Here is a 21,614-nt window from a genome sequence, read left to right as displayed (position 1 = left end):
TTATTTTTCAACTTTTATAAACTGAATGTAATCGTTGTTTTTGATAGAAATTATGTGTTCTTCTCCTGCTATATGTATTCGCTGTAAATCTTTCACATCCCCATTTGTAAAGAAACCGCTTTCTGTAACCGGAACAGGATTTAAATTACCGTTTCCATCACCATGTAATAGCAATCCATAACCTGCATCGTTTCGAGGTGTTTCTACTTCTGAATTGTGTAAATTTCCTGCGATTAAAATGTCTTTATTACCATCACCATTATAATCATCTACAAGAATTTGATTAATGCTCGACAACTGTGCTTCTACAGGAAGCTTTTTAATTTCGAATTTTCCATTCTTATTTTCTAGATAAATACTGGCAAATGATTTTACTTGGTAATGCAACGAGTTTTCTAAATTCTTTTTCCCATAAACATCAATTAAAGTTGCTCTAGAAAACTCATCATAATTTTTAAATTTCTTTTTAATCCCAGGAACTTGTTCAGAAGAACATTGCCTTCCTCTTACAGGGTATTGCTTTCCTTTATTGTAGTAACTTAATACGATATCTGACTTTCTATTTTTATCAAAATCTTTCATGTAGATATCGAAAGTTTCATCTTCAGTAGCTTTATATTTATAGTTTAATCCGTTGTTTCCTAATACAAAATCTAAATCTCCGTCGTTATCAAAATCTCCACTTGCGATACTCCACCACCAACCTGTAGTATCTTTTGATAAACCTAATTTTTCGGAAACATCCGCAAACTTTCCTTTATTATTTTTAAATACTTTTATTGGCATCCATTCGCCAACAATGATAATATCGTCCCAACTATCATTATCAAAATCAACAACTAAAGCACTAGTTGCCATTCCTAAATCTTGAAAACTAGGCGCGATGTTTTCTGTAACATTATTAAATTGAACTGAAGTATTTGTAGATGTATTCTCGAGAATAAAAGAAGATGTTGGCATTGGATATTTCCCTGCTAATTGTCTTCCTAAAACTAAAACATCTTGTTTTCCATCTTTATTAAAATCAATTTTATACGCTTTAGATCCACTAATTTTTAATTCTGGAATTGATTTCGATTTCAAGAATTTTCCATTTCCATCATTTATATATAACCTATCTATAAATCTCTTAGAATCTGAAGAAAATTCGTAACCTCCGCTAACTACATATAAATCTTGATCCCCATCATTATCAGGATCAAAGAATAAAGTTCCTGTGTCTTCTGATAATTCATCTTTTTTGAAAATTGTGGTTTTATCTTCTTGAAAACCATCTTTGTTTTGAATAAATAATTTTGCTGATTTTCCATAAGAACCTCCAATATAAATATCTTCTAAACCATCGTTATTCACATCTGCAACTCCAACAGCTGGTCCTAAAGTTGACATTTTATGCGGTAACAAAACTTGCGTTTGAAAATCGTCGTGTTCGTTTTCAAAATGTTTGATTTCTTCAGATAATTTTTGATTGGTGGTAAATAATAAGTTTGCACTTTCCTTATTTATACTAACTTTTGCTATAGCTTTTTCTTTACTAAAAAATAATGTTTGGTTGGGTTTTATATTTTTTACAACCTCAATATTTTTTGTGTCCCAAATAACTTTTACACTATCTATTTTTGAAATATTTCCTAATCCGAATAATAATTCTGGAGCAACTGAAGATTGAAAACCTCTAGTTAATGTTAACTCTTGAACTTGTTTTTGATTTTTAGTAAAAACGAGAACTCTCGCGTTTATTCCGAAAGAATTTTGATAATCTCCTTTAAGTTTCACTTTTAAGAAGTTATTCTTTTCCGAAGCATTATTCTTAAAAATCGTGGCAACCTCATCAATATTATTCACAACTAAATCTAAATCTCCATCATTATCTAAATCTCCATAAGCTACACCATTTGAAAAACCTTTATGTTCAATTCCCCATTCTTGATTGACTTTTGAAAATTCTAATCCGTTATGATTTTGAAACATAAAATTATCAATCTTCTCACTTGGTATTTTTTTTGTTTTATCTAATAAGGTAAGATTATCGTATTTTTCATCACCAATACTATTAAAGAAATCTTTATTATTTACTTCTCTTCTTGTTCCATTTGTGATATATAAATCTTTATAACCATCGTTATTAAAATCGGCAAATAATGGAGCCCAACTCCAGTCTGTAGAAGAAGTTCCGGTTAAACGTGAAACATTAGAAAATCTTGGAATTCCATTTTCAATATATCCAGAATTTAACTGTAAGCAATTGTGCATATACTGATAATGAAAACCATATAAAACTGTTTCATAAAACAACCTTGGATTCATACTAGACATGTTGGCTTTTTGACGACGATTGTCATCAGAATCCATATCTGCTTGAAAAACATCCATAAAACCATCGTTATTGATATCTGCAATATCGATTCCCATACCATAAAAAGCTGTTTGTGAAGTAGCTTCTTTAATTACTTCTTTAAAAGTTCCATCTTGATTGTTGATGTACAAGAAATCTGGCACACTATAATCATTAGAAACATATAAATCTGTCCATCCATCATTATTAATATCTGAAGCTGTAATTCCTAATGAAAAACTATAGTTTTGAACTCCGCTTTCTTTAGAAATATCAGTGAATTTTCCATCATCATTTCTATACAACCTATCTGATTCTTCAGGTTTAATATTTTCCATACGATGCTTGTATACCATATTTGAAGTTGAAGGATGTGCTCGTGGATAATTAGCTATGTACGCATCTAAATCTCCATCATTATCATAATCGAAAAAAGTAGCTTGCACAGAATTTCCTGTATCAGCTAAACCATATTCTTCAGCTTTTTCAGTGAATGTACTGTCTTTATTATTGACAAATAATTGATTTTTTTTATCACCATCGATACCTGAAACAGAACAATAAATATCCATATAACCATCGTTATTGATATCGACCATTGTAGTTCCTGTATACCATCTATTATCTCCAGAAATCCCTGAAATATCAGTAATATCTTCAAATTTTAAATCACCTTTATTTAAATATAACTTATTAGAAACCTGATTTCCAGTAAAGAAAACATCTAATAATCCGTCATTATTAATATCTCCAATAGAAATTCCCCCTCCCATATAAATAGAAGTATAAGTGAAGTAATTAAATTTTTCTGTTTCCTTTAAATCATTACTAAAATTGACATTTGTCTCCTTAGAATCTACCTTAGAAAACATTTTAAAATTTATTTTTTTTTCAGTTTGAGGTTTGCATCCCAATAAAAGGGCAATAAGAAAAAAACTCTGAAAACTTCTCATAAATAACAGATAAATAATTAATAAAGCAGCATGAAAAATCATACTGCTTTACTAAGTTTAGATTATTAATTCAAATACAATCTACAGCTATGATATTTTATTAAAATTAGTATCCTGGATTTTGATCTGCATCAGTAAGTCCAGTATTCTTATCAATTTCAGTTTGAGGAATTGGGAATAAATCGTTTTTAGATGTATAACCAGTACCAGCTAATTCTGTAGCTGCTCTTCCCCATCTTACTAAATCCCAGAAACGTTGACCTTCGTGAGCTAATTCTAAGAATTTTTCATTCACAATAGCATCAAATAAACTACTCCCAGAAGTAGCAGGATCAATATCAGCTAAACCAGCTCTTTGTCTAATTTTATTTAACTCAGTTCTAGCAGCTGGGTCATTTCCTGCTTGATTGTATGCTTCAGCAGCTAATAACAATACCTCTGCGTAACGGAATAAACGGAAATTTGTAGTATAATTTAATTCACGAACTCCTCCTGAACTAGTATCTTCAGATTTTGTAGCGTACTTTAAACGTATAGCACCTTCATAATCCCAAATTACACCTCCTGTAGCTGAACCAGCATCTACTGCTCCACCTGCTGCAATTAACTCAGCTTCTGTCATTAAAGTTGCTCTTTTTCTCACTACATCACCACTAGTATCAAATGCCATTGCTAATTTATTCGTTGGTAAATTGAATCCCCAACCATTTAATAAACCAATAGAATTCACATCAAAAATCCCATCTCCTCTTGGCCCCATTAATTGGATATGTAAATTACTTTCGTTTCTACCTCCCCAAGCAATATTTCCCCAATCTCTTCCTGTAGTAGAAATATATCCTAATTCTAATAATGATTCTTGACCGAATTCATTATCTACAGACCAAACATCTGCTGGAGTTGCTTCTAAATCATGAGAGGGATCGTTTATTACTGATTCAAAAAATGGAATAGCTTGATTATAATTTCCTTCAAAAACTAAAACTTTCCCCATTAAAGCTTCAGCCGCTCCTTTAGAAACTCTAAACACATCTGACACTGCTGATTTTGATGGTAAAAACTGAATAGCATCTGTTAAATCTGCTTTAATTTGCGCATAAATTTCAGAACGTGGTGATTTACCTAAACCAAAATCTTCAGCACCTTGTGGTAATTGTAAACGTAATGGCACATCACCAAACATTGTGGTTAGCTCAAAATAACACCAAGCTCTAAAAAACTTAGCCTCAGCAGCTGCTCTATCTTTATTACTTAAACTACTACCATCTAAATTTTGAATAACTAAGTTAGATAATGCAATAGTTCTATAATACAAATCCCAAATACTTTGTATTGAAGAATTTGATGTAGATACATTTGTATAATCATCAATATCTTGTAATCGTTGCTGATCACCTGAATTTCCTCCGGCTGCATTTGCATCATCTCCTGGTAATAATTTCACTAAAAATGCACTATGCCAATCTCTAGCATAATTAAACTGCATTAGATCATAAATTCCAATAACAGCTTGCTCAACATTACTTTCTTCTAAAAAGAAAGTATCAAGATCTTGAACATTCTCTGGAGGATTGTTTGTAAAATCCTCACTACATGCAATAATTCCTAAGCAAATAAACGCTAATACAAAAATTATTTTTTTCATTTAATTAATTTTTATTTTGTTAAAAATGATTAAAAGTTAACTGAAAATCCAAAAAGTGCTCTTGCCGCTGTTGGATAAAAACCTCTATCTACCCCCGTATCATTAAAACTGAAGTTACCTACTTCTGGATCTAAACCATTATACCCAGTAAAAGTGAAAAAATCATCCAAAGACACATACAATCTTACTCTATTCATATGCAACTTATTTGCAAAAGTTTCCGGTAATGTGTAACCTAATTGAATTTGTTTAATTCTCATAAAAGAACCATCTTCTACAACCAAATCTGTGTCATATGCAGATGTAACATTTGCTGCAGAAGGGAAAGTAGCATTTGTATCTCCAGGACCAGTCCATCTTCCCTCAAAAAACTGAACTGGTTTATTTGTTATTGGTCTTGAAGGTTGATGATATGTTGCGAAAATATCATTCCCTATAGTTCCTTGAAACTGTAAATTAAAATCGAATGCTTTATAACCTAATCTTATATTACCTCCGAATAACATATCTGGATGCGGAGAGCCAATAAAAGTTTTATCAGCATTATTAATAATCCCATCACCATTAGTATCTACTTTATTAACTTCTCCAGTTGTAGCATCTATACCATTAGTTTCGAATCCATAAAAATACCAAGCTGGAAATCCTTCAGAAAACCTTGTAACACCATCATCATTTTGTGGTGCTCCTGCTCCAACTAAAGAAGTACCGTCTGGTAAAAATTTAATTTCTGTCACTTCATTATCTAAAGTTGAAATATTTGCATTAATTTGATAACTAAAATCACCTGAAGTCGTATCAGAATACCCAATTTCGAACTCAAAACCTTTATTTACTATTGTACCTGCATTAAATGAATTTGAATTAAAACCAGCAGAACCTGGAGTGATCAAACTACCATCTAGCACTATTAAATCTCTTGTTGTTTTCTGGTAATAATCTGCAGAAAAATTTAATCTACTTTCAAAAGCTCTTATATCAATACCAAAACCTAATTGTTCTGAAGTTTCCCAAACTAAATTCGGATTTGCAAAACCAGTAATTTGAGCTCCTACATTTCCTAAATAACTTAATGTAGCTCCATTATCTTCATTAGTTACTGCAATCACATCTGAATTTCCTGCTAAATTACCTTTGTTTCCGTTTTGTCCCCAACTAGCTCTGGCTTTAAAATAATTCACCTTAAAATCATCAGACCAAAAATCTTCTTTTGATATTACCCATCCAGCAGAAAATGATGGAAATATCGCAGCTCTATTTGCTGAAGGAAATTTATCTGACTTATCTCTTCTTACTGTAGCTTCAAATAAGTACTTCTCATTAAAATCATATGATAAGCGACCATACATTGAAACTAAATTATCCCTAAAAGTTCTAGTAATAGGTGAGTTAGGATCAAATGTAAATGCTGATGAATTAGGATTAAAACCTCTAAATAAATTTACTGGAGCAGATAATGATCTTGTTGTAAATGTAGGCCTTCTACTTTGTTCTGCTGAAAAACCTGCTAAAATTTTAAAATTATGTTGATCAAATGATTTTTCATAAGATGCAAAATTCTCCCATAACCATCTGCTAAAACGAACTTTAGAATCTCTAATATTATACTGAGTATTAGACGCTTCAGAAGCTACATAGTAAGCATTTGTATTGGTACTATTTAAAAATAAATTTTGTTCAACACCATATCTTGTTGTAAAATTTAACCCTTCAATTATTTTAGCCTTTAAATATAGTGTTGATAAAAATTGACTTGTACTACTTAAATTTTGTTGAATTGAGTTAGCAAAAGCTACAGGATTAATAACTTCTCCTGTTGAATAAGTTGGATAACCATAGACATTTCCGTTACTATCTCTTAAAACTGGTACTCCATTATCTCTTGATCTTTGTATTACACTTGCTGGAACACTTCCTACCTCATAAGTAACAGGCGTTAAAGGATCTATAATTAATAAATTTTGAATCACACCTCTAGTATCACTATTTTCAGAAATACCTCTTCTCTTTATAAATGCAGCATTAGCATTTCCACCAAACTCTAACCAATTTGTTATATCTGTTTTAATGTTCAAACGCATTGAATTTCTTTGAAAATTGGAGTTATCTCCCCCTACAATTCCATCTTGATCTGTATGACCAACAGAAAAATAATAAGAAGTACTTTTTGTCGCTCCTGACATACTAAAATCATAACGTTGCATAAATGCAGAATCAAAAGTTTCATCAATCCAATCTGTATCTACACCATTATCAACTACAGCTGTTATTCCTCCTTCATTCATGTAAGTTACGAACTGCTCAGCGTTCATTAATTCCATGTTAGTGTTTAAGTATTGCATACCTAACTGAGAACTAAAAGAAAACTGAGGACCTCCAACACGTCCCTTTTTGGTAGTTACAATTACTACTCCATTAGCTCCTTCAGTACCATAAATAGCTGCAGAAGCCGCATCTTTTAAAACCTCTATATTAGCAATATCAGATGGCGCAATATTGTCAATTGTAGTCACTTTCATTCCATCTACAATAAATAATGGATTTGAACTTCCACTTGATCCTGTACCTCTAATACGAATCTTAGTCTGTGAACCTGGAGAACCAGAAGACGAAGACACCGTTACACCTGATGCACGCCCCTGTAAAACTTGATCTACGCGTTGATTAGAAACACTTTGTATTTCTTTACTATCTATACTAGAAATAGCACCAGTTACCAAACTTTTCTTTTTAGTTCCATAACCTACTACAACTACTTCTTCTAATGTACTTGTATCTTCTTCAAGAATCACATTAACATTAGTTCTTCCATCTACAGCAATTTCAATTGTTTTGTATCCTAAATAACTGAAAACTAAAACATCATTAGGTTTTACATCTTTCAACGAATATTTACCATCAAAATCTGTCTCAGTTCCACGAGTGGTTCCCTTGACAATTATATTAACCCCAGGAAGCGGTCCGGATTTGTCGGATACAACTCCATTTACATTTTGTGCATTTAGACCGAAAGTAGATATCAGTATAAATGTTAGCAAGAAAAACGAAAAGATATTTTTTTTCATATTAATAAGTAATTTGGTCATTTTTTGATCAAAAAGCAATTTCAAAACATATTAATTAACATAATATCAAAATGTTTTGATACACTTTTAGCTACAAAAATTATTGTTTAACACAAAAGTATATCCAATATTAACTAATCGTTAATATAATTTTGTCATTCATTAATAATTTTTTAATATTATTGAACCATAAAAATTACAAACAATACAAAAACAAGCGTAAAATTTTACAAAATGAATAAAAACATCCACAGAGAAATCACACAACTATCTCCCTCAGATAGCTTTTTAGTTTACTATAGAATTAAAGATGATTTTGACTTTCCGATTCATTTTCATCCCGAATACGAATTAAACTTCATACACAAAGGCTCTGGAGTAAGAAGAGTCATAGGTGATCACATAGGAGAAATAAGCGACTATGAACTTGTTCTTGTAGGCCCTAATCTACCGCATTGCTGGGAACTACACAACTGTAAAGAAAAGGAAATACACGAAATAACAATACACATACACAATGATCTACTTGACGAAAAACTACTATCTAGAAGAGTTTTCAAATCAGTAAGAGATATGCTCAACAGATCTATTCACGGCATTTCATTTTCCGAAAAAACAATTAAAGAAATCATGCCTAGACTACTTGAACTACCTAAAACATCTGGAATAGACTACTTTCTAGAATTCATTTCTATACTTCATGATTTATCAATTTCTAGAAATCAAAAACTTCTATCCACATCTTTTTCAAACTACAACGATTTTGAAAATAGTGAAAAAATCAAAAAAGTATACGAGTATGTTCAAAACAATTTCAGTAGAAAAATTTCTTTAGACGAAATCTCTGAACTAGTTAACATGACTCCAGTCTCCTTCAATAGATTCATTAAAAAAAGAACAGGAAAAACCTTTGTATCATATATAAATAACACAAGAGTTAGCTACGCAAGCAGACTTTTACTTGAAACAGATTTAAGCGTTGGTGAAATCGCATATAAATGTGGATTTAACAACCTAGCTAACTTCAACAGAATGTTTAAAAAAATAAAAAACAACACCCCAAGTGAATTTAGATCAGAATTTAACGGAATACAAAAAGTTTTGTAATACTTTTTCATCATTTAAATAACAAAAAAATATTAAATAATTAAAAAAAATATCAAATTTTGATCATTTGAGTAAATTAATTAATGGATTTGTAGCTTAATTTTACACCACTTTTCTAAAAATACAGATCACAATGAAACATCACCTGAGAAAAACTACAATATATTATATGTCTTCTATATTTCTTTTTGGATGTTCTTACAAAAAAAACAATAACTCAATGATTGATACTAAAAACGAAACTATAAAAGAAAGAGTAGATTCTTTACTTTCTAAAATGACCCTTGAAGAAAAAGTTGGTCAAATGAATCAATACAATGGTTTTTGGGATGTTACAGGTCCAGTACCCGAAGCTGGAACAGCTAAACTTAAGTTTGAACACCTTAAAAAAGGATGGGTAGGATCTATGCTAAATGTAAGAGGCACCGAAAACGTAAGAGAAGTACAAAGAATAGCTGTGGAGGAAACAAGATTAGGAATACCTTTAATTATAGGATTCGATGTAATTCACGGATACAAAACACTAGCTCCAATACCTCTTGCCGAAGCAGCAAGCTGGGATTTAGAAGCCATTGAAAAATCAGCGAGAATAGCAGCAATAGAAGCTTCTGCTTCTGGAATCAACTGGACTTTTGCCCCTATGGTCGACATCTCTAGAGATGCTAGATGGGGAAGAGTTATGGAAGGCGCTGGAGAAGACCCTTATTTAGGATCAAAAATTGCGAAAGCTAGAGTAAAAGGTTTCCAAGGAGACGATTTATCTAAAAATAACACAATAGCAGCATGTGCAAAACACTTTGCTGCATACGGATTTTCGGAAGCTGGAAGAGACTACAACACCGTAGACATTGGAACTTCTACCCTTTACAATTCAGTACTACCTCCTTTTAAAGCTGCCGTTGACAGTGGAGTAAAAACACTAATGAACTCCTTCAACGAACTTAATGGAGTTCCTGTAACAGCCAGTAAATTCTTGCAAAGAGATATTTTAAAAGATAAATGGGGATTTAATGGCTTTGTAGTATCCGATTGGGCCTCGATAAATGAAATCATTATCTGGGGACACGCGGAAAACAAAAGACAAGCAGCAAAACTAGCATCAATCGCAGGATCTGACATGGACATGGAAGGTTACGTTTATATTAGAGAACTTACTAAATTAGTTCAAGATGGCATCGTTAAAGAAGAATTAATAAACGATGCCACTAGAAGAATTTTAACTGTTAAATTTGAATTAGGCCTATTTGATGATCCTTACAAATATTGTGATCCAGAAAACGAAAAAAATAACATTGGAAACAAAGAACATCATGATGCTGTTTTAGACGTTGCAAAAAAATCAATTGTTTTATTAAAAAACGAAAACAACCTACTTCCTCTTAAGAAACAAGGACAAAAGATAGCCTTAATCGGACCATTAGCAGACGAAAAAAACAGCCCCTTAGGAAGTTGGAGATTAGGCTCCGATGACAATACTGCCGTTTCTGTTCTTGAAGGAATGCAAAAATATAAAGGAAATACACTTTTATTTGAAAAAGGCCTAAACTTAACAGAAGAAAAAACTTCTTTTACCCAGCAAGTAAAAATAAACACAACAGATCGTTCAGAAATTAAACAAGCTGCTATCACCGCTAAAAATGCAGATGTAGTTGTTCTAGTTCTTGGAGAACACGGATTCCAAAGTGGCGAAGGAAGAAGCAGAACTGAATTAAACCTACCTGGACTACAACAAGAATTACTTGAAGAAGTTTATAAAGCAAACAAAAATATTATTTTAGTATTAACCAACGGTAGACCATTAACTATAGAATGGGCTGATGAAAATATCCCTACAATTGTAGAAACATGGCAACTAGGAACTCAGTCAGGAAATGCAATTGCTAGCGTTCTTTATGGAGACTACAATCCTAGCGGAAAACTTCCAATGACTTTTCCAAGAAATGTTGGACAAATCCCCATATACTACAACTACAAAAACACAGGAAGACCTAAAGAAGAACCTAATGTTTTTTGGTCTCATTATATCGACTCTAAAAACACTCCTCTATACCCATTTGGACATGGTTTAAGCTACACTACATTTAAATACAGCAACTTAAAAGTTCACGGAGAAATATTCAACATTAAAGACACCGTAAAAGTAACTGTAGATTTAAAAAACACAGGTAAGTTTGACGGAAAAGAAGTCGTTCAATTATACATAAGAGATCTGGTAGGAAGTATAACAAGACCAGTAAGAGAATTAAAAGGTTTTGAATTAGTTAACTTAAAAAAAGGAGAAAGCAAAACTATTGAGTTTAACTTGTCAAAAAAAGAACTTGGTTTTTTTAACAATGAAGGAGAACACGTAATAGAAGCTGGAAAATTTCTAGTTTTCATTGGAGGGAGCTCAACCACAACTCTTGAAAAAGGATTTGAACTCACTGAATAAGAAAATTTAAATTAATTTGTTTTTGGCATAATTTATGCTTACATTAAAGTACAGTACGGAAGACGTTCTGTACTTTTCTTTTTCATAGCAATTTTCCCACTCATTTTTTAATGAGTGGGTTTTTATATCACCAGAACTAAGCCATAGAATTCATTCTAACAGAAGCCTTAACCAAAGCCATAGCCCTAATTTTAGACATGTTAATATCTTTAGGTTGATGATGCTTGTTTTGAGACACTAACTTAATATAATCTTCACCTTTTTCTGATTTTTGGATATATTTCACACTTATAAATTCTTCACCAGCAACCTCTACCGATATTAAATACATTTCACCCCAAAAAATCTCTGATTGAAAATCATAAATTTGCTTATACGCCACAATATCACCACTTTTTAACAACGGATACATACTATCTCCAGTCACAAAAACCGCCCCATCACATTTAGGCAAATTAGGAATATTTAAAGTCCCAACAGGCTGAGTATCGCCATGAGATTGAAACAACTCCACTAAACCCGCAGCCGCTTCTACATTATATAACGGCACTGATTGCTTACCAATAGCATGATCTGTCTTTAATTTAAACACATTGTTTGCTACAACCTCACTATCTACAACCAAATCAGACTTAACCAACATCTCACCTTTTCCTGTTAACAACCACAAAGAATCAAAATGGGGATAATTTTCAATTATCTTAGTCAACCATTTACTTTGTATATCTGTCTTATTATTAAAAGCTCTACTTAGAACACCTTTACTTGCTCCTATTTGCTTTTCAAGAGCTGTAATTTTAATATTCTCATGATCAGCCAAAACCTTTATTCTATCTATAGTACCCATAATAATTTACTTTTATTCATATTCAACTTTTAAGAACAAACATAACCCTACTTATCCATAAGCCAATATAGCGCTATTTAAAATTACACTTAAAAACTTTACTCTAATTTATTCAGGAATTCTCGGGGGAAGTATCAAAAAAAATAAAATTTAATATAAAAAAAAGAAATAATTTTCTTCCTAAAGTTTTTTTATTGAAAATTATCAACTATATTTGTCATGAAATAATCAACTAAACAAATATAAAGAAATAAAAATCACTAAAACAAGATTTTAAAGTAAAAATAATTGAAAATTATCATTTTAATCAATTCTTCCAAGAATACTAAGAAAACAGGTTGAATTATTATTATAATAAAAAATTATAAAAAGTAAAAGAGATTCAAATTAAACAAAAACAAAACACAAATGAAAAAAGAAGAAAATTATCACTTAAAAAATATTCTATGAAAAACTTCCTTTTAAAAAACAGTTATACTAAAAACAAAATGTATGAAAACACAAAAAAAACTCCAAAAACGCATAGAGGAATACGAACTCATGCTAGCTCAGAACTTTGATGATGAAATTTATGCAGCATTATTAAAGGATAAAAATGAAATTGAATTAGAACTTAAAAAAAACCAAAAAAATGAGATTAAGAGAAATAGAAAATAGAATTAAAGAATTAAGAAACGCTATTGCTTATAGTAGAAACGAACAAAAAATTATGACTATTGGAGAGGGAATTTGCTGTAATCTCGAAATAGCTTCATGGTTTAGGGTAATGGACGGGCAAAGCTCTCAACCCAAATATACTGTTAGCGAAATTGTAAACGATAAGGTATTAGATATTAATGATTGCATTATAGAAGAAAACTGGATTAAACCTGAAATAATTTAAAAAAGAAAAAAAAGCTTATGAATGCCGCGATTAACCTCGACACATTAACTGAACATCAATTAGTAGCTGCTTTAGCAAAAAAACAACAAGAAAGAAAGTTAATTTATCAAAACAAAAGAGCTCAATTAGAAAAAGAAAATGAAAACTTTTGTAGTAAAACAGCTGAAAAATTTGCGATTCTTTCTAATCAATTAAAACAACTTAAAGACGAAACCATTAGAGAAGCAAATAGATTGTATAAAGAAATGTATAATTTAAACGGAAGACAACCAAAAGAAGTAAAATCATTCTCTAGAAAAAACAAAGAAGGCAATATAATGGTTACTGTAGATTATCAAGAACGTATAGAGTTTACAGAAGAAGCTAATGTTCATATTAATGCTATTAAAGAAATCTTTAAAAATAAGTTTGCAAACCGAAACAAAGGTTTATACAACATTTTAGATGGCTTGTTAATTAAAGGAAACAAAGGTGAATATGATCCAAAGTTATTAGCAAAAGCTCGTAAACAAGTTAAAGATATGGGAGACGAAAAACTAATTGAAGAATTTGAAAAATTAAGTGATTGCCAACGTGTTTCCGGGTCTTCTAAATACTGTCGCGTAAAGACTAGAGATGAAAACAATAAGTGGAAAGACATTAACATTCAATTCTCTAGTTTGTAAACCTTATGGAAAATTTCAGGCTTATTGTAATTGGTATTTCTTGTATTACATTACTGATTACAGTTGTTTTGATACAACTAACCTCGATTGACGTGAGTATGCTTCTAAAAATTCAAGCTAATACAGCTATGATTATGATTTGCGCAATAGTAATTCATTTTCTTTTAGAAGAAAAAAACAGTAAAAATAACTCTCAATAAAATCTATGGAATCTCAAAATTATTTAAAAAAGAAAGGAAAGAAAGCGTTAAAACTTGCTAAGGAAATAGAAAAAGACAAACTTAGTCAAGGCGCTAAATACAAAAGATTGAATAATAAAACAATTATTTTAAAAGATTAAAAACCAACTCGAAAGACTGTGTAAATAAAACTTTCACAGTCTTTTAAAACTTTACTACAAACCTCCATTTATAAACGAAATATCTATGGCAAGAAATAACAATTTAATTGTACTGAGAAATCAAAAAGTAAAACAACGTTTTAGTCAAATTTCAAATAAATATCCTAAATGGAAATACGACGCAGTATTAGAAACTTTATCTTTAGAGTTTTTTATAAGTAAACGAACTATCTCTGCAATATTAAATAATGAAGGCGCTTATAAAAGCGCCTTTTTAAACTAGTTTAAAATATAGTTACCAAGCTCAACTCGCTTTCTAATTTCAGTTGAAAATGAAATTTTGAAAGCGGGTTTTTCATATATAAAGCTCAAATCTTCTTCACCTGTTTGTGATAACTCTGAGAAGAAGCTTCCAGTAGCTCCATGCAACTTATCTACAGTTTCATCCATTATAGTTAAAATCTCCAAAGAACTAGGTTTATTTTTATCTAAGATATCTGTGTTATTAAACTGTTTAAAAAACACATAAACATCCACTACTGCTCTACCCTCAATAAAATCAACCGTCATTTCTTCATAATCAATCTTACTTATAGAAATGTAAACAGCTGGAAAATTAGTTATCCCATTTGCCTCTTCATCAGAAAACTGTCCTTTATAAATATCAATAATTTGAAAGAAATTCATGTTTTCCAACCTAGATGATAGCTCATTAAATATTTCTACTCTTACACTCATAATTACTTTTATTTTTTAATTATACTTCTTTATAAGGAGCATCTACAATAATATCTCCTGCTTGATTAAAATCCAATTGCTTTACTTCCATACCATCATATTGAAAATTTCTTCTGATTTGAGTAATAACATCTCTTGGATTTTCATCATTTAACATATTTGAAATTCCAACTCCTATTTCTGGATATTCTTTATATTCTCCTTTTTGAGCCAAAATAATATGCTCTTGATGTTGTAATGTAGCATCTGTAACTACAAAATCTCCGTTTACAATTAGTAAATCACCTGTTTCGTCTAATTTAAAATCATTCATATTTTTTTTAGTTTAAATTCTGATACAAAGTTGCTTTAACTACATGGATTTTTAAAACCCAAAATCAACCATTGCGAATCGAAATACAATCATTGTAAATCTACCTGCAAACACTGATAATCAAGTTGTCAGAACTCTAATTCCGTCCCATCTTTGCATCGTCAAACAACTCGAACGAAGTATAAAAACTATACTATTATAGAGTCACCAAAAGGCAGTTCACCTCTTCTTATGAATGAGGGAACTGCAAACCCTTCGGGGGAATTAAAAAAGAAAAAAGAATGAGAGAAATTAAACACATTGTTATTCATTGTACCGCTACTGTTGCAGGAAAAAAGTTTACAGCTAAAGATATTGACTTATGGCATAAAGAAAGAGGCTGGAAAGGAATAGGATATCATTATGTAATAGGATTAGACGGAACTATAGAAGAAGGAAGACCAGAATATAAAATCGGCGCTCATGTTAAAGGACATAATAGAAACTCAATCGGAATTGTATATGTCGGAGGTTTAAATAAAAGGCTTTCTCCAAAAGACACAAGAACAAGAAAACAAAAAAGAGCCTTAAGAGAATTACTATCAATATTAAGAGAAAAATATCCTCAAGCAAGAATTTTAGGACACAGAGATTTTTCTACAGACATAAATAAGAATGGTATTATAGAGCCTTTTGAATTCATAAAAGCTTGTCCATGTTTCGATGCTAGAAAAGAATACTGTAACCTTTAAAAAATAAAAATGAAGAGAAAAATTAAACTCTTAAGCTGTTTAATACTTCTCTCTCTTTTAATCAACTCTTGTCGAAGTTTTAAAAAGCTACCAGCAACACAAAACACTATTAAAATTAAAGATTCAATATATAAAGAATCTCATACAATAGACACCATTGTGATTGCCAGGAAAGCTGACACTGTAAAACTTAGAGAGACTATCAATAAACTTACTGAAGAAGCTATTGTAAAACGCTCAAACTACACCAAGCTGAGCATTAAAAGAGTGGGAAACACTATTGAAGCTGAATGTATTGCTGATGAACTAAAAGAACTTTTAGAATTACAGAAAGAAATTATAAAACACTATAAAGAAATTAATCAACAAAAACAGGAAACTATTGTGATTCCACAAAAATATATACCTGAACTGTTGAAACCCCTGATTTGGATTGGTGGAATTGTACTAATCCTTTTCCTAGGAGGAACGATTGTGAAATTTGTTAAACCAAAAATCCTATAAAAAAATGAATGGATTACCTAAAGTAAAAATTAATGTAAACAATGATGGTTTAGGGCAAGTAGCTCAAACCGAAGATGGCGTATCTGCTATGATTTTAACAGGAACTTCTGTTTCTGGAGGCGCTCAAGTTGGAGAATCATTTCAAGTATTTAGCTTAGACGAAGCTGAAGCAGCTGGTATCACATCAACTGCCAACCCTTATGCTTACAAACACGTACAACAATTCTATCAAGAAGCTGGCAATGGAGCTGAGCTTTGGTTAATGTTAGTTGCTGATGCTGTTTCTATGGAAGATATGGTTTCTTCAGACGAAAACTACGCTAAAAAATTATTAGATGATGCTAAAGGAGCTGTTCGCTTAATTGCAGTTTCTAGAAAATCTGATGGTTCTGCAACTATTGCAAATGGTGTAGATGCTGACGTTGATAATGCTGTAGTAAAAGCTCAAGCTTTAATTGAAAGTTATGCTGACAAATACAAAGAAGCTTCTGTTATTATTGACGGAAAAGACTTCAATGGAACGGTTGCTGACTTAAAAGATTATTCTACTTCAGATCAAGAATTCGTTTCTATCCTTTTATCAAACACAGACGGAAGTAAAAACGCTGCTGTAGGTTTATTATTAGGTAGATTAGCTAAAGATCCTGTAATGAGAAACCCAGGTCGTGTAAAATCTGGATCATTACCTGCAATTGAAGGTTTCTTTACTAACGAACAAGCTATTGAAGAATTAGAAAACGCATGGGATAATATCCACAATAAAGGATACATCTTTTTAAGATCTTTCGTAGGTCGTTCTGGATATTTCTTTAATGATGCTCCTACTTGTACTGTTGCTAGCGATGATTTAAACAACATCACAAGAGTTCGTACAATTTACAAAGCAAGACGTGTTGCTTATGGAGTATTTGTTAACGAAATCTTAGATGAAATTCCATTAGAAGCGAACGGTAAAATTGCTCCAGCTTTAATTAAGAGTTGGGAAGGTTTAGTAGACAATGCAATTAATTTAACTATGACTCAAAATGGTGAAATTTCTGCTGTTAGAACTTTTATCGACCCTGCTCAAGATGTATTAGCAACTAATGAAGTAAGAGTATCATTAGATATTTTACCCGTAGGATATGCAAAATATATCACTGTTGAACTAGGCTTTACTACTAGCTTATCGTAACCCCCTTAAAACTAACGTTTAACTTATTAATAAAATTTAAAAAATGACTTTTGATAGTAAAAGCCCTGAATATCGTTGGGCAGATGTACAAATTGTAATGTTAGGAAGAGTTCTTACTCGTGTCCGTGGAGTAAAATTTTCTGTAAAAAGAGAAAAAGAATATTTAATGGCAAGAGGAGAAGATCCTCACGCTATACAATATGGTAACAAAACTCCAGAAGGAGAATTAACATTATTACAAAGCGAAGTGGAAGCTTTACAATTATTATTAGCTCCAGAGGAAGATTTAACAGATTTACCTCCATTCGACATCACTGTTTCTTTCGTAAGAAACTCTGCTCCAGATAAAATTGCAACATATATGTTAAAAGGAGTAGAATTCACTGAAGATAACAGAGAATTAAAACAAGGTGATAAATTCATGGAAATCACTTTACCAATCATGTATTTACGCAGATTAGCTGCATAAACACCAACACTCGGTAATTAGTGTTTGTGAACAAAAGATTAGTTTTTTAGCTAGTGTATTTGTTTCATTCTTCAGGAGCAGGGCTAATAATATGTCCTTTATTAGAAAGCCTTGCTCCTTTCTTCAACAAACACTTTTACCAAAACAAGATTCAAAAACACAAATACTTTAAAACTATAAACATTTAATATTATGAAAATTAATAAAGAACAAATCAACAGCTGGAAGCAACAACACGGAGAAGTATTCGAAGTAGCCGTAGATGGTAAAAAAGGATATTTAAAAAAACCAGATCGTAAAACCCTTTCATATGCTATGACAAATGCACAAACGAATCCTTTAGGTTTTGCTGAAGTAGTATTAGAAAACTGTTGGTTAGGCGGAGACGATGATATTAAAACTAATGATAGTTTATTCTTCGCTGCTGCCGGACAAATTGACAAATTAATTGAAATAAAAGAGGCTGAGCTAAAAAAGTGCTAGAGGGTGCCCAAGGGGACCCGAAACATAACTGGATTACTTATGTAGATACACTTATGCAGTATCATTTAAATATTGAACCCTCTGTCCTAACCGATAAACAATGGGCAGAGAAGTTTAAACAATTAGAAGATATTAGACAAAAAGAAGCTAAAGCCGCAAGTTAAAATCATATTATAATCATGGAAGAATTACTTAAAGTACTAAAAGAACTAAATACAACCTTCGACAAAATAGTACAACCTATTTCTGAAACCATTGATAAAATAGAGAAGTTAGACGAAAATGTTAAAGAAGCTTCTAAAAACACAATCTCTTATCAAGAACATTTAGATAATTTAAAAAGCGGCTTTAGTGATATTCAAAAAGCCGCTTCAAAAACCCAGGAAAGTTTTAAAAACTTTACTGGAATTATAAGCAAAACTTTTGATCCTGTAAGAAAAGGAATTAATAAAACTGCAGAATCTATAAACGAAGTATACAATAATATTGCAGGGTCTGTAAACAAAAAATTTAAAGAAATTACAAACTTTGTAGATTCGAATTCAAAAAGAGCTGCCGATCTTATCAATAAAGGATTCAATAAAGCTTCTTTAGGAGTAGAGTCTTTTATTGAAAACTCTAAAAAACAATTTAAAGCATTAAGCTTTGCTGCTCTTTTTACATTAGGAACAGAAGGTATAATAGATAGCCAATTTGTTACTCATCTTATAAATTTTGGAAAAACAATTTATAATGTATCAACACAAATTAAAAATTTCTCAAGTGGTGTAGCTAGCTATATTTCTGAAGGTGTTAATAATTTAACAACTGCTTTATCAAATAAAATACAACCTCTAGCAGAAAAAACTTCAAAATTTTTCAATAGCTTAATTAACTCTTTACCTGGAAAAAGTGTAGTATCAAATATTGTAAAAATATTTGCTAATGGAATTGCAAAAATTGGTGGTGCTTCACTTGGATTAGTAGGCAAAGGATTAGCTTCATTAGCTAATACTGCATTAGGAGCAGCAAAAAAAGGAGCAAATGTAGTTTCAAAAATTATCTCTGCACCTTTTAAACTGATAAAAGCTACTGTTGAAAAATATGGTAAATTTAAAGCTAAATATGAAGCTTTTCAAAAAAAGTACGCTGTTCCTTCTCTAAATTTTAAAGGAATAAAAACAAAGCTAAAGTCAACATATGATAAAATTAGCAAGTTCGTTAAAAAATTTGGCGACAAAAAAAAACTAGCTAACCTTAACAAACTTTATAAAAAAGAGCTAAGTAGAATTACAAGTGTTTTTAAACCAGTCGCTAACAAACTAATTGATTTTGCTACGGAATTCGTTAAAGGCTTTAAAACTATATCTAAAGCAGCTGAACCAATAATTAGTATGATTGTTAATCTTGCAGGTACAGTAGGCGGATTTTTAAGAGCTATGTTCGGATTAAAAGAAGGAACTTCTGCAGCAGCTGGTGCAATAAGTATTTTTAAAAAAGTTTTAGATTTTTTAGTAACTCCAATCTCATACATAGCATTAGGACTAAATACTCTATTTGAAGTGCTAAAACCCGCTGCTCCAATAATTGGAGCCGTAGCTGGAGCTTGGTTAGTTTGGAATATTATCATGGGACTTAGCCCAATTACATGGATCGTTCTTGGTATTGTTGCTTTAATTTCCGTAATAGCCATTGTTATAAAATACACTAAAGGTTGGGCTACAGCATGGCAAGGTTTCAAAGACATATTAAGTGCAGTTTGGAGTCAACTAAAAGAAAACTTTAGTTTTTTCATAGATTCTATCGTTTACGGTTTTCAAAAAGCTTGGTATAACGTTGTTGACTTTGGACAAAGAGCAATTCAATATGTAAAAAATGTTGGGGCTGCTATTAAACTTGCTTGGAATGGAGATTTTTCTGGAGCACGTGATAAATTGAACGAAAAAATCACAACTGAAGCTGAAATCAAACTCAAAAAAATTGAAGAAGAAAGAAAGCAAAGAGTAAACGATTTTAAACAAAAAACAGCATCTAATGCATTACAAGCTCTTAACGGAGTAAGAAAAATGGGAAGCCTTTCTTTTGACTCAAAAGGATTTAAAGCCGACCTAAAGAAAATGCAGAAAGGTTTTAAGTTTCCAGATAAAGCTCCTACAAGTTCTACAACTAATAATACAACAACTCAAGGCATAAGTAACATTACTGATGGCGGCAAAAAACAAACCCATATTAATGTTCATTTTGATCGATTAGTTGAAAATATGGTTATTCAATCTGAAAACTTAAAAGAAGGAACTAACGATATGGAAGACATGTTAATTAAATCACTATTACGTGTTTTAAATTCTGTAAATCACATGCAAACAAATAATTCGTAATGATCAATATTTTTAACATTAGAGACTTTACACAAAAAGCTCATAATAAATCAGGAAAAGAGTTTGATAAATCTTTATTAAAGCAAAGTTTAAAAAACAAAAACTCTATTGGAACTGCTAGAATAGGTAGAACACATTTAGGAACTCCATTTTTTATGGATGTTGAAATTGGAGGAACTCGATTACCAAATGAACCTCTACTAACATTTAGCACTCAAAAAAGAATAATTCAAACTGTAGTTGTTGGTAGTCAAAACCGTGGTACAGTTAAAGAATTAATAAGTGCTAATGATTATAAAATTAAAATTGAAGGTGTTTGTATAGAACCTGGCAAACGTGAATATCCTACAGATCAGGTTAATAAAATCATAAAGCTTTGTCAACAACAAGAAGCTTTAGAATTAAAAAATGATTTAGCTCAACTATTTGGGATAGAAAAAATTGTAATAACAGGATATAGCATTGACAAAATGCAAGGTCAACCCTACTCTCAAAGATACACCATAGATGCAATCAGTGATGATGATTTCTTTGCTGAATTAAATAACAGAGATAAATTACTTTCAAAATAAAA

General features: G+C 31.2%; 20 protein-coding genes. 14 read left to right on the top strand and 6 right to left on the bottom strand.

The window, feature by feature from the left end:
* The 3 genes from AC2TEO_RS16605 to AC2TEO_RS16595 all read right to left on the bottom strand — a co-directional run bounded on the left by AC2TEO_RS16605 (position 1) and on the right by AC2TEO_RS16595 (position 7,998).
* Positions 1-3,207, bottom strand: coding sequence for a VCBS repeat-containing protein (locus tag AC2TEO_RS16605; protein WP_442265892.1), 3,207 nt, complete (start codon positions 3,205-3,207; stop codon positions 1-3).
* A 187-nt stretch (positions 3,208-3,394) separates the two neighbouring features.
* Positions 3,395-4,933 carry a RagB/SusD family nutrient uptake outer membrane protein gene (locus AC2TEO_RS16600; RefSeq protein ID WP_442265891.1) on the bottom strand — a complete coding sequence of 513 codons (1,539 nt, stop codon included), beginning with the start codon at positions 4,931-4,933 and terminating at the stop codon, positions 3,395-3,397.
* 29 nt (positions 4,934-4,962) lie between these two features.
* On the bottom strand, positions 4,963-7,998 hold the full coding sequence (locus AC2TEO_RS16595; protein WP_442265890.1) for a SusC/RagA family TonB-linked outer membrane protein: 3,036 nt from the start codon (positions 7,996-7,998) through the stop codon (positions 4,963-4,965).
* Between the two features lie 234 nt (positions 7,999-8,232).
* On the opposite strand from AC2TEO_RS16595, the gene AC2TEO_RS16590 reads away from it, so the two are divergent.
* Together AC2TEO_RS16590 and bglX are read left to right on the top strand one after the other, a co-directional pair.
* Entirely contained in the window at positions 8,233-9,105 is an 873-nt protein-coding gene (locus AC2TEO_RS16590; RefSeq protein ID WP_442265889.1) for a helix-turn-helix domain-containing protein, read from the top strand.
* A gap of 220 nt (positions 9,106-9,325) precedes the next feature.
* Entirely contained in the window at positions 9,326-11,536 is a 2,211-nt protein-coding gene (gene bglX, locus AC2TEO_RS16585; protein WP_442265888.1) for a beta-glucosidase BglX, read from the top strand.
* A 136-nt stretch (positions 11,537-11,672) separates the two neighbouring features.
* Here the strand turns inward: bglX and AC2TEO_RS16580 are convergent, their stop codons facing one another.
* Positions 11,673-12,383: a S24 family peptidase gene (locus tag AC2TEO_RS16580; RefSeq protein ID WP_442265887.1), complete on the bottom strand. Its 711-nt coding sequence runs from the start codon at positions 12,381-12,383 to the stop codon at positions 11,673-11,675.
* A 492-nt stretch (positions 12,384-12,875) separates the two neighbouring features.
* Here AC2TEO_RS16580 and AC2TEO_RS16575 point away from each other — a divergent pair, with 492 nt between their 5' ends.
* The 5 genes from AC2TEO_RS16575 (at position 12,876) to AC2TEO_RS16555 (ending at position 14,554) form a co-directional block, all read left to right on the top strand.
* Entirely contained in the window at positions 12,876-13,040 is a 165-nt protein-coding gene (locus AC2TEO_RS16575; protein WP_299682998.1) for a hypothetical protein, read from the top strand.
* The gene (locus tag AC2TEO_RS16570; RefSeq protein WP_299682996.1) at positions 13,015-13,266 is read left to right on the top strand and encodes a hypothetical protein; all 252 of its coding nucleotides are present in this window, start codon (positions 13,015-13,017) and stop codon (positions 13,264-13,266) included. The genes AC2TEO_RS16575 and AC2TEO_RS16570 overlap by 26 nt, the downstream gene beginning before the upstream one ends.
* A gap of 17 nt (positions 13,267-13,283) precedes the next feature.
* Positions 13,284-13,931, top strand: a complete 648-nt coding sequence (locus tag AC2TEO_RS16565; protein WP_442265886.1) for a DUF3164 family protein — start codon at positions 13,284-13,286, stop codon at positions 13,929-13,931.
* A 205-nt stretch (positions 13,932-14,136) separates the two neighbouring features.
* The gene (locus AC2TEO_RS16560) at positions 14,137-14,271 is read left to right on the top strand and encodes a hypothetical protein (RefSeq protein ID WP_299682990.1); all 135 of its coding nucleotides are present in this window, start codon (positions 14,137-14,139) and stop codon (positions 14,269-14,271) included.
* An 85-nt stretch (positions 14,272-14,356) separates the two neighbouring features.
* On the top strand, positions 14,357-14,554 hold the full coding sequence (locus AC2TEO_RS16555; protein WP_442265885.1) for a hypothetical protein: 198 nt from the start codon (positions 14,357-14,359) through the stop codon (positions 14,552-14,554).
* On the opposite strand, the gene AC2TEO_RS16550 is transcribed toward AC2TEO_RS16555, so the two are convergent.
* Positions 14,551-15,009 carry a hypothetical protein gene (locus AC2TEO_RS16550; protein ID WP_442265884.1) on the bottom strand — a complete coding sequence of 153 codons (459 nt, stop codon included), beginning with the start codon at positions 15,007-15,009 and terminating at the stop codon, positions 14,551-14,553. The two genes, AC2TEO_RS16555 and AC2TEO_RS16550, sit on opposite strands and share 4 nt — an antisense overlap.
* Before the next feature lie 19 nt (positions 15,010-15,028).
* On the bottom strand, positions 15,029-15,322 hold the full coding sequence (locus tag AC2TEO_RS16545) for an oxidase (protein ID WP_442265883.1): 294 nt from the start codon (positions 15,320-15,322) through the stop codon (positions 15,029-15,031).
* Positions 15,323-15,603: 281 nt separating this feature from the next.
* Between AC2TEO_RS16545 and AC2TEO_RS16540 the strand changes: the two genes are divergently transcribed.
* The 7 genes from AC2TEO_RS16540 (at position 15,604) to AC2TEO_RS16510 (ending at position 21,612) form a co-directional block, all read left to right on the top strand.
* Positions 15,604-16,053, top strand: a complete 450-nt coding sequence (locus AC2TEO_RS16540) for an N-acetylmuramoyl-L-alanine amidase (protein ID WP_442265882.1) — start codon at positions 15,604-15,606, stop codon at positions 16,051-16,053.
* A gap of 9 nt (positions 16,054-16,062) precedes the next feature.
* On the top strand, positions 16,063-16,557 hold the full coding sequence (locus tag AC2TEO_RS16535; RefSeq protein WP_442265881.1) for a hypothetical protein: 495 nt from the start codon (positions 16,063-16,065) through the stop codon (positions 16,555-16,557).
* A 4-nt stretch (positions 16,558-16,561) separates the two neighbouring features.
* A complete protein-coding gene (locus AC2TEO_RS16530) occupies positions 16,562-17,731 on the top strand; it encodes a DUF2586 family protein (protein ID WP_442265880.1) in 1,170 nt (389 codons plus the stop codon).
* A gap of 43 nt (positions 17,732-17,774) precedes the next feature.
* Positions 17,775-18,200, top strand: coding sequence for a hypothetical protein (locus AC2TEO_RS16525; protein ID WP_299682975.1), 426 nt, complete (start codon positions 17,775-17,777; stop codon positions 18,198-18,200).
* Between the two features lie 192 nt (positions 18,201-18,392).
* Positions 18,393-18,683, top strand: coding sequence for a hypothetical protein (locus tag AC2TEO_RS16520; RefSeq protein ID WP_442265879.1), 291 nt, complete (start codon positions 18,393-18,395; stop codon positions 18,681-18,683).
* A 179-nt stretch (positions 18,684-18,862) separates the two neighbouring features.
* A complete protein-coding gene (locus AC2TEO_RS16515) occupies positions 18,863-21,040 on the top strand; it encodes a hypothetical protein (protein ID WP_442265878.1) in 2,178 nt (725 codons plus the stop codon).
* Positions 21,040-21,612 carry a DUF6046 domain-containing protein gene (locus AC2TEO_RS16510; RefSeq protein WP_442265877.1) on the top strand — a complete coding sequence of 191 codons (573 nt, stop codon included), beginning with the start codon at positions 21,040-21,042 and terminating at the stop codon, positions 21,610-21,612. The genes AC2TEO_RS16515 and AC2TEO_RS16510 overlap by 1 nt, the downstream gene beginning before the upstream one ends.
* Positions 21,613-21,614 lie beyond the last annotated feature (2 nt).

The organism is Tenacibaculum aquaeponti, assembly GCF_057221555.1.
The sequence above is the reverse complement of the archived record's forward strand: the minus strand, read 5'-3'. Positions and strand labels throughout refer to the sequence as shown.

Excerpts from the sequence above, each read along its gene's own strand:
- AC2TEO_RS16605 (WP_442265892.1), bottom strand. The coding sequence starts at position 3,207 with ATGTTTTCTAAGGTAGATTCTAAGGAGACAAATGTCAATTTTAGTAAT.
- AC2TEO_RS16600 (WP_442265891.1), bottom strand. The coding sequence starts at position 4,933 with ATGAAAAAAATAATTTTTGTATTAGCGTTTATTTGCTTAGGAATTATT.
- AC2TEO_RS16595 (WP_442265890.1), bottom strand. The coding sequence starts at position 7,998 with ATGAAAAAAAATATCTTTTCGTTTTTCTTGCTAACATTTATACTGATA.
- AC2TEO_RS16590 (WP_442265889.1), top strand. The coding sequence starts at position 8,233 with ATGAATAAAAACATCCACAGAGAAATCACACAACTATCTCCCTCAGAT.
- bglX (WP_442265888.1), top strand. The coding sequence starts at position 9,326 with ATGATTGATACTAAAAACGAAACTATAAAAGAAAGAGTAGATTCTTTA.
- AC2TEO_RS16580 (WP_442265887.1), bottom strand. The coding sequence starts at position 12,383 with ATGGGTACTATAGATAGAATAAAGGTTTTGGCTGATCATGAGAATATT.
- AC2TEO_RS16575 (WP_299682998.1), top strand. The coding sequence starts at position 12,876 with ATGAAAACACAAAAAAAACTCCAAAAACGCATAGAGGAATACGAACTC.
- AC2TEO_RS16570 (WP_299682996.1), top strand. The coding sequence starts at position 13,015 with ATGAGATTAAGAGAAATAGAAAATAGAATTAAAGAATTAAGAAACGCT.
- AC2TEO_RS16565 (WP_442265886.1), top strand. The coding sequence starts at position 13,284 with ATGAATGCCGCGATTAACCTCGACACATTAACTGAACATCAATTAGTA.
- AC2TEO_RS16560 (WP_299682990.1), top strand. The coding sequence starts at position 14,137 with ATGGAATCTCAAAATTATTTAAAAAAGAAAGGAAAGAAAGCGTTAAAA.
- AC2TEO_RS16555 (WP_442265885.1), top strand. The coding sequence starts at position 14,357 with ATGGCAAGAAATAACAATTTAATTGTACTGAGAAATCAAAAAGTAAAA.
- AC2TEO_RS16550 (WP_442265884.1), bottom strand. The coding sequence starts at position 15,009 with ATGAGTGTAAGAGTAGAAATATTTAATGAGCTATCATCTAGGTTGGAA.
- AC2TEO_RS16545 (WP_442265883.1), bottom strand. The coding sequence starts at position 15,322 with ATGAATGATTTTAAATTAGACGAAACAGGTGATTTACTAATTGTAAAC.
- AC2TEO_RS16540 (WP_442265882.1), top strand. The coding sequence starts at position 15,604 with ATGAGAGAAATTAAACACATTGTTATTCATTGTACCGCTACTGTTGCA.
- AC2TEO_RS16535 (WP_442265881.1), top strand. The coding sequence starts at position 16,063 with ATGAAGAGAAAAATTAAACTCTTAAGCTGTTTAATACTTCTCTCTCTT.
- AC2TEO_RS16530 (WP_442265880.1), top strand. The coding sequence starts at position 16,562 with ATGAATGGATTACCTAAAGTAAAAATTAATGTAAACAATGATGGTTTA.
- AC2TEO_RS16525 (WP_299682975.1), top strand. The coding sequence starts at position 17,775 with ATGACTTTTGATAGTAAAAGCCCTGAATATCGTTGGGCAGATGTACAA.
- AC2TEO_RS16520 (WP_442265879.1), top strand. The coding sequence starts at position 18,393 with ATGAAAATTAATAAAGAACAAATCAACAGCTGGAAGCAACAACACGGA.
- AC2TEO_RS16515 (WP_442265878.1), top strand. The coding sequence starts at position 18,863 with ATGGAAGAATTACTTAAAGTACTAAAAGAACTAAATACAACCTTCGAC.
- AC2TEO_RS16510 (WP_442265877.1), top strand. The coding sequence starts at position 21,040 with ATGATCAATATTTTTAACATTAGAGACTTTACACAAAAAGCTCATAAT.